Raw genomic sequence first — 20,476 nt, 5'->3', positions numbered from 1 at the left:
CTAGTGGACAGGGCCGCCGCCGTGGACCGCAGGCTCCAGCGACAACTGCCCAAACGTCTGCTCATACTGCTGCAGGTTATGCGCCAGCACATTCAGCAGAGCCTTCGCCTGCTGCGGGCTCAGATACACAGCCTGAAAGTTCTCGACCTTGACCTCATCCGCCGAAGCCTGGTGCATCGTTCCAAACACCAACTGAAAGTCCCAAACGCTCATCCGAACCTGGACGCTGTTGGCATAGCCCTCGCGATAGTGCTCTGTCTTGGTCAACGTCAGCGCTGGCTGCTCGGCATCCTTGTTCTGGCTCATCGGTGTAAAACTCCTCTGGAAAAAAAATTTGGTGCGAAAGAGGGGACTTGAACCCCTATGGATTGCTCCGCCAGATCCTAAGTCTGGTGCGTCTGCCAATTTCGCCACTTTCGCATTTGATTCTAAAGCGCTTACTTCTTGCCCTTTGCCGGCGTCCGCTTTGGCGTCCCTTTGATTCCGAAGCCAACCAGCTTATCGAAAGCCATCTGATCGTGGTCCGGACTCAAGTGAGCGTAGCGCATCGACATCTATATTGTACTGTGGACCATCAGTTGAGCAATTGTCCGAATGTCCACGCCGGCCATCGTCAGACGAAGGCAAATATGTGCCGGTTCTTGTGCCACGTACAGTTGGCGATCTCAGCTTCCTTAACTGCGGATCGAACCATTCTCAGTGCGAGGTCATCGGAGTGGCCTCTGAATTCAAGAAGACCGGGCTGTTCGGTCCTGAGGTTTTGTGGAACACATCGAGGACAACCGTATTGAGCGGTATGTGACGACCGCTTTTGGTGTTAGCCATTTTGCGGACAGTAAGAATTTTCCTTTCGAGGTTCACATCGCTCCACTGTAAGCGCCACTGCTCCGATGCCTCATCCTCGTGTGCAGGGAAACAAGGAAGGCGGGCAGGAGGCAGGGGAGCGTTTGGCCCGGACGTATCCGTTCGATCTTGAGCTTCAGCTCCTGCGTGGACCGTTCACCGTTTTCGGCTTTTGAATGCTCCAATGCATCGTCCAGAAGTGTAGAGAAGAGAAGTCCCCGCCCATGCACTTCCGGTGACTTTACCGACGGGAGTTTCCGTCTTTCGTTTGTCCAGCGATGTCTTGGCGTCTGATTTGCACCCAGCGCCACGGTGTAGCGACGGTGAGTGCGAGGTATACCTAGTCAGGGAGGAGTGGCCTTTTTCCGGACGGGACTAACCATGCGGGGACCGATCTGGCAGTCTAGAAGCAGTCTCATAAATACCCAAGGCATGTAATTTGTTGCATTCTGGATATGCTCTGATGGTCTCCGCGGACGGCGATGGCTGGATGCTGGGAGTTGACGGAAGAACAGTGGGTTTTGGTTAAGCCGTACTTCGTCCGGCTCGTCGCGAGGATGATCGCGGTCGCCCGTGGCACGAGACCCGTGCGGTCTTGAACGGGGTTTTCTGGGTGCTTGGCACAGGGGCGCAGTGGCGCGAACTGCCGGAGAAGTAGCCTCCGTTCCAGACCTGTCATCGCCGGTTTCAACAGTGGATTCGCAGCGGCACGCTCGAAGAAGCGTTGCGTCTGCTGGCGCGATTGCTCGATGCGCAAGGCAAGCTCAACCTTCGAAGAAGCGTTCGTCGATGCCACCTTCGCGAGCGCCAAAAAGGGGGCTTTGCTGTCGGTCCCACGCGCCGGGGCAAGCGCACGAAGATCGTCGCTCTCGCCGCTGGCAACAGTCTTCCTCTCGCCGTCTCTGTCCAAAGCGCTTCGCCTGCCGAGTGCCAGCTGGTTGAAGAAGTTCTTGCCGGAAGCTTTCTCGACGAACTCCCAGCCCGAATGATCGGTGACAAGGCGTACGACTCGGACAGGCTCGATCTGCGGCATAAGAAGGAATACGGCATCGAGATGATGGCTCCGAATCGACGCAATGGTGGCAAAACCCAAGACCGGCGGAAGCTCCGCCGCTACAAGAAGAGCTGGAAGGTCGAACGACTCTTCGCCTGGATGCACAGCTTTCGAAGGCTCGTCACTCGATGGGAATTTCACATCGAAAATTTCCTCGGATTCGTCCAACTCGCATGCATCCACATGCTCCTAAGACGTTTATGAGACCACTTCTAGAGTCCATCGACAAAACAGCCCTTGCTATTAGTAACGCTGGTGACGGCGCTGGAGTCTTCTTCCGGAAGATGTCTCGGGATATGGAGTCGGCCGCTGAAGAAGTACACAATCTCCTTGGTGGTGCGTTCCAGTCTTTGGATGGCACGATCACTAAGTTGGTCACAACCCATACGAAGACCTTCCGAGACTTCACCCGACTGGTGAGCAACAGCTTTGCCGAGATGTTCAGAGGAATTGCCGCAAGCCTTGCAACACCAGGGCTGAAGAACCTCGAACAAGGCATAGCGAAATCGGCCCTGGGTGCCCTAGGCAAGGGTGATCAGCCCCCCAGTGGCCTCATGGGTACGCTGACTGGTCAGAAGGGCCCTGAGCCCGTTGTGCTCGCAGTGGACAGAACTAACGTGTTGTTGCAACAGATGTTGGTCACATTGCAGACTATGTCTTTCAAGAGTAGTACTGGGGGAACAGTGATTCCCTTTCCAGACTCAGCAAGCACGCCTCCCGATGGTAGCACTGGTGGCAACTTCATGGACACAATCCTTGGAATTGGCCTGGGTGCTGCCACTGGCGGATACGCGGGGGGCCGAGCGGTTGGTGGTGATGTAACAGCCGGCATGACTATATGACGTGGGAGAGATGGAGGTGAAAAATTCGCTCCCACACAGGATGGCAAGATCATCCCGAACAAGAGCCTGGGTAACGGAGATCTTCACATGCATGTAGATGCGCGTGGAGCTAACGATCCCGCCCAAACTGAAGCTGCAATCCACCGCGCCATGTGCTTTTACGGTCGTCAAATCGCCAAGCAGATTATCAAAGCCATGGATCAGCGTGGTGTCCGTAGACCTGGCAGCGCTCGATGAACTATTGTTACAAATATCATGCCCCAACCTAACTCATGAGGTTGGGGCATTTCGTCGTTTAATCAATCTAAACATGTTCGGGTAAGAATCACTCCGCAGCGTGCCAAGTTGTAAACATAGTCGCCGAATCTCGATTCATCAATGATGGGACCGACCGCCTTGACAAAATATCGAGCGCCTCGTAGGCTTGCGAAACGCCACCATAGACCGACTTAGAGCGCAAATTAGCTGCATCCTGATATCTCCCTGTCTATTCGAAGTCTCATCTTTCAAATAAGGGCGGATCTCCGCCTCAGGATACGCATGCGCCATTACGTAGGTACGGGACATTGTCTGTTTGTAGGCTTCTTTTGTGGGCTGGTCTCGGTTCTTTACTCCCAGCACAATCAGCCTCCTCTCGTAGCGCTGAAGCTGATCGTTCCGCTTCAGAACTACGCCATCCATAGCGTTGATCGCTCGTTCGGAAATGTGAGCCTCGCCGTGACGGGACTCACCCCAAGCGAATGGCGACGCTTCGTTGCAGCTCGCCATTCGCTGTGGCAGCTGAATCGGAGCATCTTCATCGACGCGACCAACCAAGCGTCTACTCGATCATCCAGTGCTTTTATTCATTCGGCATCAATATAAATCGGTGGCGGACGCCGATTGAAGTCGATGTAGTACGCGATAAATGGATAAGCGGTATACAGGCAAAGACCAAGAGCACGGCTACAGGAGAGATCAGTTGAACAGGTTTATTCAATCCGCCATTTCAGGAATCGCATTAGCACTGACTCTTACCCTGCTCATCGTATGTTCAGATGACGCGCATGCCCAAGACACGATTCCCAGCGCGGTCACCCCAAAAAATAATACTGGTGATCTCCCATATTCCACCTCTCTGGGAACAGCCACCGAGCATGTCGAACTCTCATCTGGGAATCTGATTATCTCCATCCCATTTCTGGACCTGCCAGGTCGAAAGATGTCCTACGATTTCGGGATTCGCTACGACGCTCGTTTTTGGGTCAACCAAATAACCCCGCAAAATAAGCTCTATTGGAATCCTGAGCAGCGTAACTGGTTGACTGCAAACACTATTGGTTGGACGCCGATGCAAGGCTACCTGACATACTCCCATGGCCCTGCCGCCTGTATCAATAACACAGGTCAAGAACCGATTACGAATCCCACAACGATCTTCTACAACGCGGGGGGCACAAGAACCGACGGAGTTATTTTTACAGATAATCAAGGACGAAAGCACACATTCCTCGTGAATGAATTCACTTCAGGAGAATGTGATCAAACTGTTCCATCTGTGGGCCAGACCTTCGATTCTTCGAACTATGTAGGGCCCAGCCCTGATATGGATGGCTACTATGCTGCCTTTGTCACAGCTAGCACTGGTATCAATATTATTGCTCCCGACGGAACAGCCTATCTACCGGGAGGCACGTCGGGTGGGGTGACAAATTACTACCAAAAGCAGTATTTTACTGACCGCGCTGGGGAGCTAGACCTCCGAGGTAATGGGCAAATCATATCTCCGGGCAGCCAAGACACGATCGGTCGAATTCCCCTTACCCAACAGATCAGTGCGAATCAGATTCTCTACACCACGCGCGATTCAAACGGCACCTCACAGAACTACACCGTCAACCTTCAAAGCATGACTGTGCGTACGCAGTTCAATGCAACAAATATCGCAGAGTATTCAGCAACACGACAGGTCGTAAGCTCCATTGTTCTGCCGAATCAGCAGTCGTACACATTCCAATACGACTCTTGGGGAGAAGTCACCCAGATGACTATGCCCTCCGGAGCAGTCATAGTTTATACCTGGTCTTCGGTAAATATGTATGGCACAACAGTCCGATCCATCACTCAGAGAAGTGTGACGCATGATGGAGTGACAGATACTTGGAATATTGCATATTCCAGCGTGTCCACCGCAAATCAAGGAACGATGCAATTGGTCACGGAGACTGATCCTCCTGATTCAGCGAATCACAGATATCAAACGGTCTACACATTCGACGATAATGAGCATCTGATCAAAGCTCAGTATCTTGCGACCCCCGGAGGTTCGCAGCTGCTCGAATACGACATGACCTGGGATACAACTCGAGCTGCTGCGGATGGAAGTTCTTCAGAAAATGGTCTCCTCACTTCGCTCACGACCATTTTGGAGAATCAGCAGACGAGCCAACGCCAATTCGACTACGATCTATATGCCTATCCCTACCAAACTCTGAATTGTGGCGACTACAGCTCCGTATGGCAACTCTGTCAGGAGTTGTCTCAGGGCGCGGACGCTCCGTCATTTACACCAGCCCCACCTACCTATCTGCCGCCGCTCACATGGGAGCCCGGCTCCCATGGAAATGTCACTGCAATCCGCGAATATGAATGGGGACAAGGGCACCCAGGGCCGCTGGTCCGACAGACTCTACGGTCTTACCTGCATGATTCGGTCAGCAACTACTTCATCGCCGCTCCGAATGCGACAACAGCCGGAGCCCAATTACGTAACATCGCGAATCGCGTCTCGACTGAATCGATTTACGATGGCTCTGCCGTCTGTAGCGGTACTGGCACCTTCATCTGGAATGGAACCGGAAGCATCACGCCGCCTGCGGCTTGCGGCGCAAACCTGCTCGCCCAGACAAAGGTGGTTTACGACAACGGCAATCCCGCGAACTATGGATACTACGGAGAACCGACGTCGGTCACCCATACGAATTTCACTCCCGGAGCCTCATCTCCGACAACGAGCTATTACTATGACTCTTACGGTAATATTATTACCAAGATAGACCCCATGGGTAATCCAACGCATTATGGATATGCTGATGCCTGGACGGGGAGTACTTCATGTCAACCGTCCTCTGCGGGCGGGATGTCTTCAGCCTACCTGACGAGTGTCACCAATGCGCTCAATCAAGCGCACTCGCTCACTTACTACGAATGCACAGGCAAATTGGCGTCGTTCGCAGATGCAAACAGTGCCACGACGAACTACACGTACGACCTTATGGGGCGCCCATACACCACGGTTTACTCGGATGGAGGGCAAACCACGACCACCTATGACGATTCATCCCATACTGTAGATGTTCAGAGTTTGATTGCGAGTGGCAAAGTTAGGGAAGCCTTGACACAGCTAGACAACCTGGGCCGAGCGATACAGACCCAACTCAAGTCAGATCCCCAAGGCACTGATTATGTAGACACCACTTACGATGCACTGGGTCGCGTCGCCTCAGTATCGAATCCTTATCGCTCCACTGGGGATGCGAGCTACGGAAAGACGTATTTCAACTACGATGCCCGAGGTCGGAAGACGTCACAGACCAATGGGGACAATAGCACTCTGATCTGGAATTATTCAGGTTCGAGTGTCACTGCAACGGATGAGGCGGGAAACTCCTGGACACGCGCAACCGATGCCCTCGGCATGTTGACCAGCGTCGTTGAGCCCGGAAATCTCGCCACGACCTACTTTTACGATACCCTCGGCAATCTGAAGTGCGCTGATCAGTGGGGAACGTCCCCAGAGGGTGCCGCATGCAATGGAACTGTAAAGAGAAGCTTCCAGTACGACTCGCTCTCGCGTTTGCTGACCTCTTCGAACCCAGAGACGGGCACAATCTGCTATGGCCAGTGGAGCAATTCTCACTGTGTCAACGGCTACGACGCGAACGGCAATCTCATCGCGAAGACCGATGCTCGCGGCATCACAACAACCTACACTTACGATGCGTTGAACCGGCTGACCTTCAAGCACTATTCCGACGGCACCTCGACGGCAGCGTTCGGGTATGACGGCAAGGACGCGAGCGGCAACGCCCTGGCTCCCAACTACGGGGCTTCAACGAATGTCGTTGGGAGGCTTACGTATGCTTCCAACATGGTCAATGCCGATATCGGAGTGGGCTACGACGCGATGGGCCGGATCACTTCACAGACGTACTGTCTTCCCTCAAACTGTGGAGATCGGAAGACGGTGACCGCGTCGTACGATCTCGCGGGTAACCTGAGCACCCTGACGTATCCCGATGGGCGCTCCGTGCAGCAAGGCTACGACGCGGCAGGCCGCATGTCCTCCGTGTATCAAAATCAGGTGTGGAATGGGACGTCGGTGAACCAGACCTATCTCTCTGCATCTGCCAACGGAAGCTTTGATCCGGCTGGACATCTGGTGCAGGCGACCTTCGGGAACGGGGTGGCATTTGGAGCGACCTATGACAACCGTGAACGGATGCACACGCTCACGTACGGGCCGTCGACCGCACCCCTGTGGTCCAAGCAGTATGCTTACAACCCGAACAGCAACCTCCAAAGCTATACGGATCTCATCACGGGTGTTCAGCGGCAGTTTGGCTATGATGGCCTGAACCGTCTCACGAGTGCGCAGGACATCTTCTCCAGTCTTGCGATCCCGAGCGGGTCGAACGGAAATACGGGCTCGACAACCACGAGCGGAAGCGGCGCGACCCAGACTCCCGGAGCAACTGGGGCCGTTCCGTGGCTCACGAATCCTGACGACTCGAACCTGCTCTCCGAGATCGGGACGCCGGACGGGAGTTGGTTGGATATCAACACCACGGTTGTACCGAACGCATTCGCCGCGCCGGATGGATCGATGACCGCAGCCCTTGTGACTGCAACATCCGGTTCGGCCGACAGCGGAGAAGCCGGAAAGGCCAGTTCACCCTCTTCGCTCACGGGAGAGACTGTAACTGGTTCTATCTGGCTCCGCACCACATCGGGGACCCAAACCATCAATCTCTACATAACAACCAACTCCGCGAGCGGATTTGCCGTTCCCGGAACACATCAAGTGCAGCTCACTACCTCTTGGCAACAGTTCTCGGTGAGTGGCTACACGGGATCAATGAATCTGAATGAAGTGCGCTTGCAGATTGGCGGCGGCGGTACTTTCACCAGCGGACAAACGTTTCTGATGTGGAATCCCATGCTGGAAGATTCGGGCTCCGCTGGGAGCAGTGTGACGAACATTCTCCCTTATTCACAACGTTTCTCGACATGGACGAACTCGCATGGAACAACGACGGATAATACGGTCATTGCGCCCGACGGTAGCAACACCGGAACAACGCTTCAGGCGGATATGAGCGGTAATGCCAACGTGGTCTATGACATAATCCCGAATCCTGCACCGTTGTCTGGCATGCAAGTCACCGGATCCGTCTGGTTGAAAGTTCCTTATGGGACAGTACCTGTTCTGCTTACTTTTTTCGAAGTAGGCTCCTCTGGCGGCAATCCGATGGCGGCGCAGACTGTCAATCTAACGACAACGTGGCAGCGATTTCAGGTAACGGGGACGACGCAGTCAATGCTCAATTATCTCGTCTTCCAGATTGGAGGTGCGCAAAATCAATTTATCAACGGACAATACATTCAAGCCTGGGGAGCACAGGTGGAGCTCGCCGCACAGGCCGGACCTTACGTAGCAACCGGAGCGACGCCCGTCACGATGAATACCAGCATGGTGAACCTGTTCCCCTACTCGCAACAGCCAAACCGGCCTGGATGGGGTACGTATCAAGCGATTCTGACATCCACTACTGTGGCCGCCCCGGACGGATCGATGACGGCAAGCCAAATGACCCAAACTACAGGTTCGACGAATACCGAACTGGCCAATGGGGTGGCCAATCCGGGGCTTTACGATGGCGCGACTTTGACGGCCTCGATCTTTTTGCAATCCGCAGGTGGTGCCGGAAATATCAATCTCTATCTCTACGGGATCACGGCATCCGGAACAACTTACATGGGGTCTCAGGCGATCACGATGACTGGAACCTGGCAGAGGTTCTCGGTTGTTGGAACCACACCTGCGCCGACAGGCCTGACCGCCCTTAGACTTCAAGTAGGGGACTCCAATGTGCCTCCAGGTCAGGTCTATAACGTTTGGGGCGCTCAGTTAGAGTACGGTTCGCATCCAGGGCCATATATCCCCACGAATTCTCTTCCTATGCTCACGGGCAGAGGGTACGTCAATCTGCTTCCACAGGCACAACCCTCCAACGGGCCGAGTTGGGGCATGGTCAACACAACAACGGCGGTTAATACCGACACTGCTCCTGATGGAACTCATACTGCGGCAACACTCACTCCTGGCAGTGGTCAGGCGTACGTCGACGACTACATCGCGAATCCGTCGCTCTATGATCAACAGACGGTAACCGCATCCGTCTACCTGCGCACGACTGGCTCCAACAGTATGTCGACAGTGCTAGCCATCGGACAGGAGTCCGGATCTCTTTGGAGCGCTGTTGCGCAGAACACCATCACGGTCACACCCCAATGGCAGCGCTTCGAGGTCACAGGGCAGACGCTCAACGGCTTGATGCAACTCTACATGCAGATTGGTACCGGGGGCTTCACCAGCGGAGCAACGCTAGAGATGTGGGGAGCACAGTTTGTCGTAGGCTTATCCGCCGGACCATATTCCCCTACTGCGGGAGACACAACCACAGTCATTGCGACGGGACAGCAAGGGACGTTGGTGCCGACAGGACTCAACGAAGCCTACGCCTACGATTCGTTCGGCAACATCCTGCAAAACGGTCCTTCGAATGCCTTCTATACGGCGAACAACCAGATGTTCGGCTACGCATACGACGCAGCGGGCAACCTGCTGTCAAACGGCGTCACGCCGCTGACGTGGGATGCGGAGAGCCGTCTCACCTCGGCTGCGGGAGCCACCTATATTTACGATGCGGAGGGCAATCGGGTCGAGAAGCAGGGTGTCGGGGTCACGGATACGGTCTACTTTGGCGGCAAACCCATCGCACGCCTTGCGGCGGGGCAATGGACGGATCTGATCTACGGCCCGAACGGCATGCTGGCCGAGGTTGCCGGGACACAGACGGCGCAACCGACGTATCGTTTGCTCGATCATCTCGGCACGGAGATAGGCCAAACCGATGCGAGCGCCCAACTCATCAACCCGCTCGACTACAGACCGTTCGGAGGGTTATTCTCGGGTAATACGAATGATCCGTATCTGTTTACCGGCAAAGAAAGAGACGCAGAATCAGGACTCGATTACTTCGGGGCAAGGTATTACGCCAGCAACATGGGCCGGTGGATGTCGCCCGACTGGGCCGACAAACCGGAGGCCGTGCCGTATTCCAATTTGATGAATCCGCAGAGCCTCAACCTCTATGGTTACGTCAACAACAATCCGCTTAGCAAAGCAGACAAAGATGGACATTGCGAACTCTTTTGCGCCATTGCGGTTGGTGTCGCTATAGTCGGAGCCGTGGAGGGTGGTGTCGCAGCATATGAGAATTACAGAATCATAAGGGCCGATCAAAATCGAATGGAAACAGACCAAAAAGTCATGTTAAATCCGAATTCAACGCCTGCCCAAGGACAAGCCGCTCAAGATGACTATCAGGCGGCACAAGCTGACAAATACGCACATGTATCACCTTTGGCTAATGCGGCAAATGATGCCATCTCGGGCATTCAAGGGGCGGTAGAGACGAGTATTAAGGGCCTAAGTCAGGCAGCGACAACTGGAAAAACTGACGTTCAACGTGCGGTCACAACGGGGATTTCTGAGGCAAAGAAGGTTGCGAAGAAGCTAGCGCCAACTGTACTTCAGCCCACTCCTACACCGCCTCCGCCTCCGCCCCCACCGCCCCCACCGCCCCCACCGCCCCCACCGCCAAGAACGCAACCTGATCATTCGTGAGGCGGTAGGGAAGAGTCGCGGCAATTCCACTATCAAGGAGAATGATAAAGCGTTGAATAATACCGGCATATTGCGAACATCAATATCTCCGAAACTGCTCAGGGGCGGTCTCGTTTTAATTCTCCTATTCCTTGTCGCTGGGGCATTCTTCCCCGCCGAGGAAGTGTTTATCTGGCACATGATGCATAACCAGAAACCCTGGATATGTAATAACTTCCGGGTTGTTCCTGCTGCGGCTTGGATTGCAGATAGCGGATCGAGTTGTACGACTGGTATCCACTTAGTTCAACCTAGACCAACGCTGATTAGTTCTCTAGAAGAGCGTGGCTCAGTCACTTTCTCGGAGCAAGAGCAAATTGGCGATCAACGCTCCATTGCAAAATTTGAACAGACGTTCCGACTGGTTGCCAAGAAGATGCCTCAAGAGCCGTTGACATACACCGATCAATATCAGCCAGTCTTGGGAAGATGTATGACAGCATCGCTTAGGGACCGAAACGTCATCATCGTCTGGTGTCGAAATCCCCAGAATTTACTTGTAACGCGCTATAGCGGAGAAGAAAAGCTTCTCCCCGAAGTCTTGGAAATGCTGGGACGGAGGTGACCTAGGGGCCTGTGGTGCTTCTGGCTGTCTGCGGAGGCATCGCAGAGCCGCTTCTGAGCCGCTGCGATCGCCGCAGAGCATCCTCGCCTTCCATGGAAACCGTCGCTGGAACGGGGGCGGTGCTGCGCACCGGATGAATGGTGACACTCCACCCCTTCGAGGGAACTGTGGGGAAACCTCTGGGTGCACCTGGGTAAACGTCCTCGCATCGAAGGAGTTAGAGAAAACGAGGGGTTCCGTGGGGAAACCGCGAATCCATCTGCATCCGCGCTCTGTTGAGGAGGGTTCCGCGCATGGCGATTTGAACGAGTCGAACCTGCTGGCGATGAAGGACAAGGCCGAGAAGCACCGGACGCATCACGTCGGCACGAAGCTGAACGAGGTGACCTGCACGAGTTCGAGGCGCTGGCGGAGCGGCGGAACCAGACGCCATCGGAGCTGATACGCGGGCTGGTGCGTCTGCCAATTTCGCCACTTTCGCTCGTGGTGCTCACAGCACATGGTGCGTTACCCGATGCCAGAACATCTAAGTTGTACTGCGTCTTCCCGACGTGACACGATTGATCCAGAAGGAGCAAACAACATGGCCACATCGACTGAACGCGCCGTACTCGCCGGAGGCTGTTTCTGGGGCATGCAGGACCTCATCCGCCGCTATCCCGGCGTCCTCTCCACCCGCGTCGGATACACCGGCGGCCACGTCGCCCACGCCACCTATCGCAACCACGAGGGCCACGCCGAAGCCATCGAGATCCTCTTCGACCCCACCCGGATCTCCTTCCGCACGCTCCTCGAGTTCTTCTTCCAGATCCACGACCCCACCACCCCCAACCGCCAGGGCAACGACCGCGGCTCCAGCTACCGCTCCGCCATCTTCTACACCACGCCCGAGCAGAAGCAGGTCGCCGCAGACACCATCGCCGACGTCAACGCCTCCGGCCTCTGGCCCGGCAAGGTCGTCACTGAACTCGCCCCTGCCACCGACTTCTGGGAGGCCGAACCCGAGCACCAGGACTACCTCGAACGCATCCCCAACGGATACACCTGCCACTTCGTCCGCCGCGACTGGGTTCTCCCCAAACGCACCGTCCAGGTCTAAGCAAGAGGCTTTGTGTTTGCTCTGTGGTTGGTCATGCCCGAACGGAATTTGCTTCTGAATTAGGTCAGGGCTTCAGCCCCTGGGATACGGGTTTTCTCCCGTCCCAGGGGACGCTTACTGCGGCGTCGTCGACCCGGTCGCCCCAGTCGATCCCGTAGCGCCGCCCGATCCAAATCCACCGCCACTTCCAAACCCACCCGTAGCTCCGCCAATGCCTGTACCCGGCGTGCTGAACCCACTCCCCAGCCCACCGCCGCTCCCGCCCGATCCACCAATTCCCCCGCCAAACAGGCTCGACTTCGCCTTCAACTGCTCGATCCGCGGATCGTACAAAAACTCCCAGTCCTCATAGTTCGTCTGCTCGTTCAGCGTCAGAATCGATTCGCCCGTCTTCGAGCTCCCGAACCCCATAATCGGCCCACCGCCGCCCTGAAACGACGTTGCCGACTGGCTCCCGATCCCGCTGTTCCCAGCTCCCGAAGTCCCCCCCACCGTCTGCGACCCGCCCCCCAATGTACTCGACCCGAAGCTCGACCCCGACGAACCCGTCGACCCAAACGCCCCCGGATTGCTCGCCCCCGCAATCGTCTGCGATCCACCCAGCGACGACCCACCCAGCGAAGTCCCAATCCCAGCCAGCGGCTGCCCGAACAGCCCCTTCACCGTCGTCTTGTTCTCACCCGTGTGGATGATCCGCCAGTCCGCCTTCCCCGTCAGCGGATCCTCATACTTCCGCCGCAGAAACCGGATATTGTTCGACTTCTCCAACTGGTCCACCGACGTCGGATAGTGATTGAACTTGCGATAGTAAAGCTGAATCGCACGCACATACTGGTTCGCCCGGTGGACGGCCTCCAGCTCCTTCTCCCGTTGCAGATCCCGCGCCACCAGCGGAGCGGCAACGCTTAGAAACAGCAGCAGCACAAAGATCGCCACGATCAGCACGATCAGCGCAAACCCGTCCTCGCCCCTGCTCCTCACGGAGTCGCCTGCAGCGGAAGCGTCTGCCGGTTGTTATTCGACATATCCTCCACCTGGATCGAGTTCGGGCCAATGTCGACCACGCGATACTTCCTCTGCACAATATCGCCCCTCGACGCCAGGAACACGTCATCCCCATGCAATAGCATCGCCTGCCTGCTCCCGCTCGAACTCGTCACCATCCCAAAGAACTTCAGGTCGATCGGCGGCGGACCCTGCGGCACCGGCGCGTGATAAACCGGGGCGACAGCCGCAACCGGGCCGGTTCGGACCGGCGTCAGCACCTTCGGAATCGGAGCCATGTCGTCTACCTGCCCCGGTCCCGCGAAGATGTTCCGTCCGCTCCCCGTGTAGGTTACCGCTTCGGTCACCAGCATCGCCTGCATATGCAGCGTCGGGTCCAGCGCTCCGGCTGTGCTTCCAATCGTCTTCGCCGGAACGCCAGCCGCGGTTCCCGGTGCCACCGCAGTCTTCACCACCGGAGCGCTCGGAGCAACCGCCGCAACCGGGGCCGGAGTGGCAGGAGACGGCGCGCCCGAATCCGTCCACACGTAATAAAACACCCCAAGCATCAGTACGCCGGCCGCAACCGCAATCAGCTTGTTCCGCCGGTCCTCCGCATTCAGTTGGCTTGTCGTCTTGGAAGCACTCATCGCGCACCTCCCGTCGTGGCCTTCACGGTCGCCGCCTGCTGCTTCACAGCCTCTTTCGCCTCATCCGGGCTCTTGGGTCGCAGATACGTCGTCAGCCGCAGCCGCAGGTTCACCGTGCCGCTCTGCGCCCCGTTCAGCGCAATCGCATTCACCAGGAAGAACATCCGGTCCCGCTCCAGCGCATTGATAAACGTCACCAGCGACCGGTAGTCGCCCGTCAGGTTCGCGTCCATCATCACCTGCGTCAACTCGCCGCTCGACCCCTCCAGCACCGGAGCCTGCCCATACTGCACGCCCGAAAGTTTCACATGACCCTTCGACGAAAGCTCACCCAGCTCCGTCAGCATCTGCGAGTACGCCGAAGGCAACCGCTTCTTGTAAAACGTATCGGCCTCGCCCGTAGCCTCCATCAGCTTCGTATCCAGGCCCTCCAGCGGCAAAGCCCCCAACTGCGCCGTCGTCAGCAACACCTTCTGCTGCGCCACCGCATCGTCGTTCTGGCTATGGGCCTGCTGGTACGAAAGCCCCATATGCACGATCAGGTAAAGATTCACCAGTGCCAGCAAAGCCACGCCCGCAAAGTGCAGGTTCAGCACCGTCACCGCCCTGCGCGCCTGCTCGGCAATCTTCCGCGCGGAAGCCCCCCGCGCCGCCATCTCCAGCGTCACGCTCATGGCTTCACCACCTTTGCTGTCGTCTTGCCCGTCTTACTCGCCGGAACCGCCTCGGTCTCTCCGGCAGCGGCCACGGCAGGCATCGGCAGCGGGTTATACCCGCTCACAATATCGAACTCCACGCCCGACGCCGCATTCGGATCGATCATCCCCCGCGCATTGGTAGCCGTCGAGGCCTTCAGCCGCTCGCCCTTCAGCTCCGACCCCACAAACCGATGCGACAACTCCAGGTTCCTCACCAACTGCACCGCGCGATCGCGATCCCCGGTTACCTTCAACCGGATCGACACCGTGCCATCCTTGGCGATCGCCGGTTCGATGCTCGTCACCTGCAGCCCCGTCGGCAGCACCCGCTCCAGGTCCATCATCACGGAGGTCCAACTGAAACTCTTCTTCGCAAACAGGTCGTTCAGGAACTGAGACCGTGCCAGCACCGCCATATTCTGCGGCTGCCGCATCCTCGACTCGTTCTTCTGCCTCTCCTGCTGGAACGCCAGCGTCTTGCCGCGCAGGTCATCCATGCGCGACTGCGCCGCCTGGGCCTTGATGTTCAGGAAATGAAGCCCGAACCCCAGCCCGATTGCCAGCACCGCCAGCAGCCCCATCGTCAGCCGTAGCCGAAGAAACAGGGGACGCAACTCCACAAAGGGCTTGGTAGCCAGATTGACTGAGATCTGCATTAGCTTCGCAGCGCCCCCCGAACGCCTGCCACCCAGCCCCGTGGAACCGCCGCCGTACTCGCCGGCATCATCGCCGCCTCCACCATCTCACTCACCCTCAGCCCCGCCAGCGACGTATGACCCAGCAGAGCCGTCAGCGCCTGGCAACTCGTCACGCCCGCCACCATGATCCCCGTCGGTGCGCTCTCCAGCGTGTCCTCAAAATAAGCCGCCGCCACGCTCACCGCCTGCACAATCTCGGCCGGAGGCAGATTCACCGGAACCACCTCGTCCACACTCTCCAAAGCGGCGTCCGAAGCTCCCGGATGTTCCGGCAACGGCTCCTGCATCGCCCACTCTGCCGCACTCGCCTCCACATCCACCAGGGGCAGCGACATCGGATTCGCCAGCAGCTCCGACGGAATCTCCGACAGCACCGCCGGCACAAACTCCGGCTTCACCTCCACATGGATGTCGGTCCGCATATCCACCGACCGGTGCAACATCAGAATCCCCCCACGCACAATCGCCGTCGTCACCGCTTCCGGCCCGGCATTCACCACCAGCGCCGAAGTCTCGCTCTCGGCCAGCCCGGCCAGTACCGCGAGCGTGCTCGGCAGCACCGCGCCCGGCTCGAATCCCGCATCCCGCACAATGCCTTCGTACTCCGCCAGCACATCGCTCGGCATCGCCACAGCCATCACCCGCACCATCCCACGCGCGGTCGACATAATCTGATAGCTCACCGCCGCCTCATCCGAATCGAAAGGAAGCAGCTTTCGCAGCCGGAAACGCACCACCGGCAAAGCCTCCGCCTGCTTCGCGGGCAGGGAATCGAAGTCCAGCAGCAACACCCGCACCGAAGCGTCCGGCACCACCAGCGTCGTCTCCCGTCCCTTCTCCATCACCTTCTCAAGCGACTGCCTCACGGCCTCCACCACGGCCCTCCGATCGACAGCGGTGCCCGCCCGCAGCCCCGGCCGAAACGCCCCTTCGCTCAGCCCCACACGCGAGAGCGCGACCATCACGCCCACGGCGCCATCCTCGCACCGAGCGGCAACGACCCCCTCGGGCCGTATCTCGCAAGCCAACCGCGGCCGCGTTCCTAATGTCTTCGGCAGAAATCCCATTCCGTTCAGACTACCTAATCCCTTTCACTTCCGCCGTGCCCAAACCTACGCAAACTCTCGTCATCTCGACCGGAGCGAAGCGGAGTGGAGAGACCCCCGCATTTCGCTTTGCCGTCGTTCTTATTCTTGTTCTTGCCATTGCCTCTTTGGTTGTCATCCCCGAAGGGTATCTGCAGTTGCCATGCCGTTGTTCCTGCACTTGCCACTCCCTGCTCCCTGCCTTACCGCCCCGCCTCAATGAACGTGACCTTATTGATCTCCTTCAACGTCGTAATCCCAGCCCGAACCCGCTGCAACGCCGAGTCCCGCAGGAACAACATCCCCTTCTCCTTCGCCTTCTTGCGAATCTCGCTCCCCGGCTTCTTAGCCAGCAGCATCTCGCGAATCTCATCATCCAGCTCCAGCAGCTCATGAATCGCCGAGCGCCCCCGGAACCCCGTCCCGCCGCACTCCATGCATCCGGGCCCTTCGCGGAACTGGAACCCGGCCCAATCGGCCGGATTCAGCCCATTCTCTACCAGTTCCTCATCCGTATACGTCACAAACCGCGCACAAAAATCGCAAACCTGCCGCACCAGCCGCTGCGCCAGAATGCAGTTCAGCGCCGACACAAAGTTATAAGGCTCCACGCCCATGTTCAGAAAGCGTCCCAGCACATCGACCACGTTGTTCGCGTGGACAGTCGTAAACACCAGGTGACCCGTCAGCGCCGAGTTGATCGCAATCTGCGCCGTCTCCGCATCGCGGATCTCACCGACCAGAATCTTGTCCGGATCATGGCGCAGAATCGACCTGAGTCCACGCGCAAACGTAAGCCCCTTCTTCTCGTTCACCGGAATCTGCGTAATGCCGCGAATCTGGTACTCGACCGGGTCCTCGATCGTGATGATCTTGTCTTCCTCGCTCTTGATCTCGTTCAGCGCGGCATACAGCGTCGTCGTCTTACCCGAACCGGTAGGCCCCGTCACCAGCACCATCCCGTACGGCTCCTTGATGTACCGCCGAAACCGCCGCAGATCCTCCGGATCGAAGCCCACCACGTCCAGCGAAAGCTTCGTAAACTTCTCCGACATCGACTCCTTGTCGAGCACACGAAGCACCGCATTCTCGCCATGCACCGTAGGCATAATCGACACACGAAAATCGATCAGACGCCCCTTGTACCGCACCCGGAAACGTCCATCCTGCGGCACGCGCCGCTCCGCGATATCCAGCTCCGACATCACCTTGATACGCGAAAGAATCGTCTGGTGATGCTCCCGCGCAATCGGAGCCATCGCCTGTTGCAACACACCGTCGATGCGGTACTTCACCTGCAACGAGTCGTCGAACGTCTCCAGGTGAATATCCGAGGCGCGCCGCTCCAGCGCCGTAAAGATCGTCGTATCCACCAGCCGGATGATCGGCGAGATATCCTCATCCGCCGTCAGCTTCTGGATCGAGAGGTTCTCCTCCGCGTTCTCCTCGTTCGACAACACATCGAACGCCAGCCCCTCGCTCGCCTCATCGAGCACCCGCTGCGACTGCTCCGTCTTCTTCAGCAGGTCCGTAATCTGCGACAGCGTCGCAACCCGCGTCACCAGCCTCTGCCCCAGCAGCCCGGAGATCTCGTCCAGCACCATCAGCTTCGAAGGGTCCGAAACCGCAATCGCCAGCCGTCCATCCGCCTGCTCCAGCGGAACGAAGTTGTACCGGAACATCATGTCCACCGGCACGCTCTTGAACAGCTCATGCTGAATCTTGAAGTTCTTCAGGTCCACGAACTCCGCGTGATACCGCCGCGCCAGCGCCCGAGCCCGCTCCCCTTCATCGCCCATCTCCAAAATCGGAACCGCAATCGGTGTCGCCATACCTCTAAGACTCCCTTACTATCTGTCCGTCACCGCAGGAGCTGGCATTCGCAGGCCCCATTCGTACATACGGCTTTCCATTTCGGATCACTTCTACCATGACACCGGTCTGTTCCACTTCATCGAGTAACTGGTCACTTAGCTTTGGAAAGTCTTCATACTGGACTATCGTCATGGCCCGGTAAACCTCTCGCCTGCGGTTTCAAGACCTATCGAAAACGAGATCAAGCATTCTTCCGATGTGTCTCCGCATACTCTCGCAACACCGCATTCATCTTGCTGGGAGACGCATCGCCACTCTCGCGAAATAGCTCAAGCACATCGGCGTCCAGCAGAAGTACCTTGTCCCGAAAAGCCTTGCTTCGTACCTCGTCGAGAGGCAAACCCCACAGCCCAGGACGGATCGCACGATCTAAACTCTGCTCCGGAATATCGCTTAGATCGATATCCTTGTCGTTCATCGCATGCAGACGCGCTTCCTGTTCCGCGGTGAGGGTTGGCGGGTTCATCGGATCAAGGGTGAAGCTAACCATCCCAGTATTTTTTTCGCTCATAAGGTGTCGCCTTTCTCGCAGAAATGATGCGCGTCTTTTTTCGCGGAATGTGAATACAACTGCTATTTCCAACGTTCGAACATAGCCGACGGCCAACCAGCGTTCTTCACCATGATCGACCGTTGCGTCCGGCTCTTCCAGGTGTCTGGGGTCGTTGAACACAAGTGTAGCGAACGCAAACGAAATCCCGTGCTTCCGTTCATTGCTCTCGGCCTTCTCAGGATCCCTTCAAATTCCACGCCCCAAGCTTACTACCGCCCATTAAGTAGTCCCCCCCGAGGTCAGCGAGAAGATCGGCAGATAAAGCGCGATCAAAATAATGATCACCACCACACCCATCACCACCAGAATCGCCGGTTCGATCAGACTCATCGCAGTCGTCAGGTTCGTCTGCACATCCTCTTCAAAAAACTCCGCGACCGAGTTCAGCATCTGCGGCAGCGCACCGGTCGACTCGCCGACCTCGACCATCTCGACCGCCAGCTCCGGAAACACCTTCGTCGCCTGAAAGCTTGCCGAAAGCCCCTTGCCCTCCCGCACCGTCTCCACCGACTGATACACCGCGTTCGAAATCTGCTTGCTGTTGATCGACCGCGCCGCCGTCTCCAGCGAAGGCACAAGCGGCAACCCGCCCTTCAGCAGCGTCGACAGCGTCCTTGCAAACAGCCCCACCTGGTACTTCAGCCAGATCCCGCCCACCACCGGCAACCCAATCCTCACCCGATCCACCAGTGTGGCGCCCGCCTCCGTCTTGATCCAACGGATAAAGAAAAACACCGCCGCCGCCACCACCGCCAGCACATACAACCCATACTTCTGCGCGTTATCCCCCAGCCCCAGCAGAAACACCGTAATCCCCGGAAGCTTCGTCCCTAACTGCGAATACAGCTCTGCAAACCGAGGCACCACAAACGTAATCAGGAAGATAAACAGCCCGATCACCATCACAATCAAAATCGCCGGATACACCAGGCTCGCCTTCAGCTTCTTCGAAAACGTCAACGAAACCCGCTGAAAGTCCAAAAACCGCTGCAGGACCTCTTCCAGGTTTCCCGACCGCTCGCCCGCCAGCAGCGTCGTCGTGTACACCAGCGGAAACCCGCCCTGCGCCTCGAACGCCTGCGAGATCGACTCACCCGTCTTCACTCTTGCCGTCACATCCTCCAACTGTGCCCGAAAGTGCGGAATCTTCTGCCGCTTCGCCAGCAGCTCCAGCGACCCCAGAATCGGCAGCCCCGCCCGGATCAGCGTCAGAAACTGCTGGTTGAAGACCAGAAAGCTCTCCAGCTTCACCTTCTTCTGGTTCCCCTGCCCAGCCAGCACGCCGCGCGCCTTCACCGAGTAGACGTAGTACCCAGCCTGCGTAAACCGCGCGCGCAGCTCCTCCGCCGACGAGGCCGCATGCGTCTGCTCCTGCACCTTACCCCGTTCATCCGCCAGCTTGATGACAAACTCAGCCATAAAAAATCTCAGAACCTATCTAAAAATGCGGGTAAGGAAGCCGTGCCCCACCTTCGAAGCGGCTTCATCGCGGCGAAGGTGGGCTGAACCGCCACAGCCTCGAAAGAGAAATCCACAAGAG

At 57.3% G+C, this 20,476-nt stretch carries 14 protein-coding genes, 1 tRNA gene and 1 pseudogene; 6 read left to right on the top strand and 10 right to left on the bottom strand.

The features are described from left to right. Together BM400_RS20280 and BM400_RS20275 are read right to left on the bottom strand one after the other, a co-directional pair. Positions 1-306: a DUF3467 domain-containing protein gene (locus BM400_RS20280; RefSeq protein ID WP_089843337.1), complete on the bottom strand. Its 306-nt coding sequence runs from the start codon at positions 304-306 to the stop codon at positions 1-3. A gap of 29 nt (positions 307-335) precedes the next feature. Continuing rightward, a tRNA-Leu gene (locus BM400_RS20275) sits at positions 336-420 on the bottom strand. Positions 421-1,540: 1,120 nt separating this feature from the next. Between BM400_RS20275 and BM400_RS20270 the strand changes: the two genes are divergently transcribed. The 6 genes from BM400_RS20270 (at position 1,541) to msrA (ending at position 12,393) form a co-directional block, all read left to right on the top strand. Continuing rightward, on the top strand, positions 1,541-2,101 hold the full coding sequence (locus BM400_RS20270; protein WP_425432409.1) for an IS5 family transposase: 561 nt from the start codon (positions 1,541-1,543) through the stop codon (positions 2,099-2,101). Beyond that, positions 2,098-2,739, top strand: coding sequence for a hypothetical protein (locus tag BM400_RS20265; RefSeq protein ID WP_089843335.1), 642 nt, complete (start codon positions 2,098-2,100; stop codon positions 2,737-2,739). The genes BM400_RS20270 and BM400_RS20265 overlap by 4 nt, the downstream gene beginning before the upstream one ends. A gap of 961 nt (positions 2,740-3,700) precedes the next feature. Continuing rightward, complete coding sequence (locus BM400_RS20255; RefSeq protein WP_175529169.1) at positions 3,701-10,690, top strand: RHS repeat-associated core domain-containing protein; 6,990 nt, start codon at positions 3,701-3,703, stop codon at positions 10,688-10,690. Between the two features lie 52 nt (positions 10,691-10,742). After that, entirely contained in the window at positions 10,743-11,294 is a 552-nt protein-coding gene (locus BM400_RS21815) for a hypothetical protein (protein ID WP_141224024.1), read from the top strand. A 238-nt stretch (positions 11,295-11,532) separates the two neighbouring features. Beyond that, a complete protein-coding gene (locus BM400_RS21810) occupies positions 11,533-11,736 on the top strand; it encodes a hypothetical protein (protein WP_141224023.1) in 204 nt (67 codons plus the stop codon). A 141-nt stretch (positions 11,737-11,877) separates the two neighbouring features. Further along, positions 11,878-12,393 (top strand): peptide-methionine (S)-S-oxide reductase MsrA, encoded by a 516-nt coding sequence (msrA, locus tag BM400_RS20250; RefSeq protein WP_089843326.1) that lies wholly within the window; start codon positions 11,878-11,880, stop codon positions 12,391-12,393. 114 nt (positions 12,394-12,507) lie between these two features. Here the strand turns inward: msrA and BM400_RS22215 are convergent, their stop codons facing one another. The 8 genes and pseudogenes from BM400_RS22215 to BM400_RS20205 all read right to left on the bottom strand — a co-directional run bounded on the left by BM400_RS22215 (position 12,508) and on the right by BM400_RS20205 (position 20,355). After that, positions 12,508-13,374, bottom strand: a complete 867-nt coding sequence (locus BM400_RS22215; protein WP_175529168.1) for a type II secretion system protein — start codon at positions 13,372-13,374, stop codon at positions 12,508-12,510. Then, positions 13,371-14,027 carry a hypothetical protein gene (locus BM400_RS20240; protein ID WP_089843321.1) on the bottom strand — a complete coding sequence of 219 codons (657 nt, stop codon included), beginning with the start codon at positions 14,025-14,027 and terminating at the stop codon, positions 13,371-13,373. The genes BM400_RS22215 and BM400_RS20240 overlap by 4 nt, the downstream gene beginning before the upstream one ends. Continuing rightward, the gene (locus BM400_RS20235; protein ID WP_175529167.1) at positions 14,024-14,701 is read right to left on the bottom strand and encodes a hypothetical protein; all 678 of its coding nucleotides are present in this window, start codon (positions 14,699-14,701) and stop codon (positions 14,024-14,026) included. Before BM400_RS20235 ends, BM400_RS20240 begins: the two co-directional genes overlap by 4 nt. Next, positions 14,698-15,381: a fimbrial assembly protein gene (locus BM400_RS20230; protein WP_089843318.1), complete on the bottom strand. Its 684-nt coding sequence runs from the start codon at positions 15,379-15,381 to the stop codon at positions 14,698-14,700. Before BM400_RS20230 ends, BM400_RS20235 begins: the two co-directional genes overlap by 4 nt. Beyond that, positions 15,381-16,385 (bottom strand): type IV pilus biogenesis protein PilM, encoded by a 1,005-nt coding sequence (locus BM400_RS20225; RefSeq protein ID WP_245782089.1) that lies wholly within the window; start codon positions 16,383-16,385, stop codon positions 15,381-15,383. The genes BM400_RS20230 and BM400_RS20225 overlap by 1 nt, the downstream gene beginning before the upstream one ends. A gap of 326 nt (positions 16,386-16,711) precedes the next feature. Next, a complete protein-coding gene (locus tag BM400_RS20220) occupies positions 16,712-18,340 on the bottom strand; it encodes a GspE/PulE family protein (RefSeq protein ID WP_089843313.1) in 1,629 nt (542 codons plus the stop codon). 224 nt (positions 18,341-18,564) lie between these two features. Then, positions 18,565-19,107, bottom strand: a pseudogene (locus tag BM400_RS22310) (BrnT family toxin); the annotation flags it as partial. 48 nt (positions 19,108-19,155) lie between these two features. Then, positions 19,156-20,355, bottom strand: a complete 1,200-nt coding sequence (locus BM400_RS20205; RefSeq protein ID WP_089843310.1) for a type II secretion system F family protein — start codon at positions 20,353-20,355, stop codon at positions 19,156-19,158. Between the last annotated feature and the right edge of the window lie 121 nt (positions 20,356-20,476).

Origin of the sequence: Granulicella pectinivorans, assembly GCF_900114625.1 — a bacterium.
Classification (GTDB): domain Bacteria; phylum Acidobacteriota; class Terriglobia; order Terriglobales; family Acidobacteriaceae; genus Edaphobacter; species Edaphobacter pectinivorans.
The sequence above is the reverse complement of the archived record's forward strand: the minus strand, read 5'-3'. Positions and strand labels throughout refer to the sequence as shown.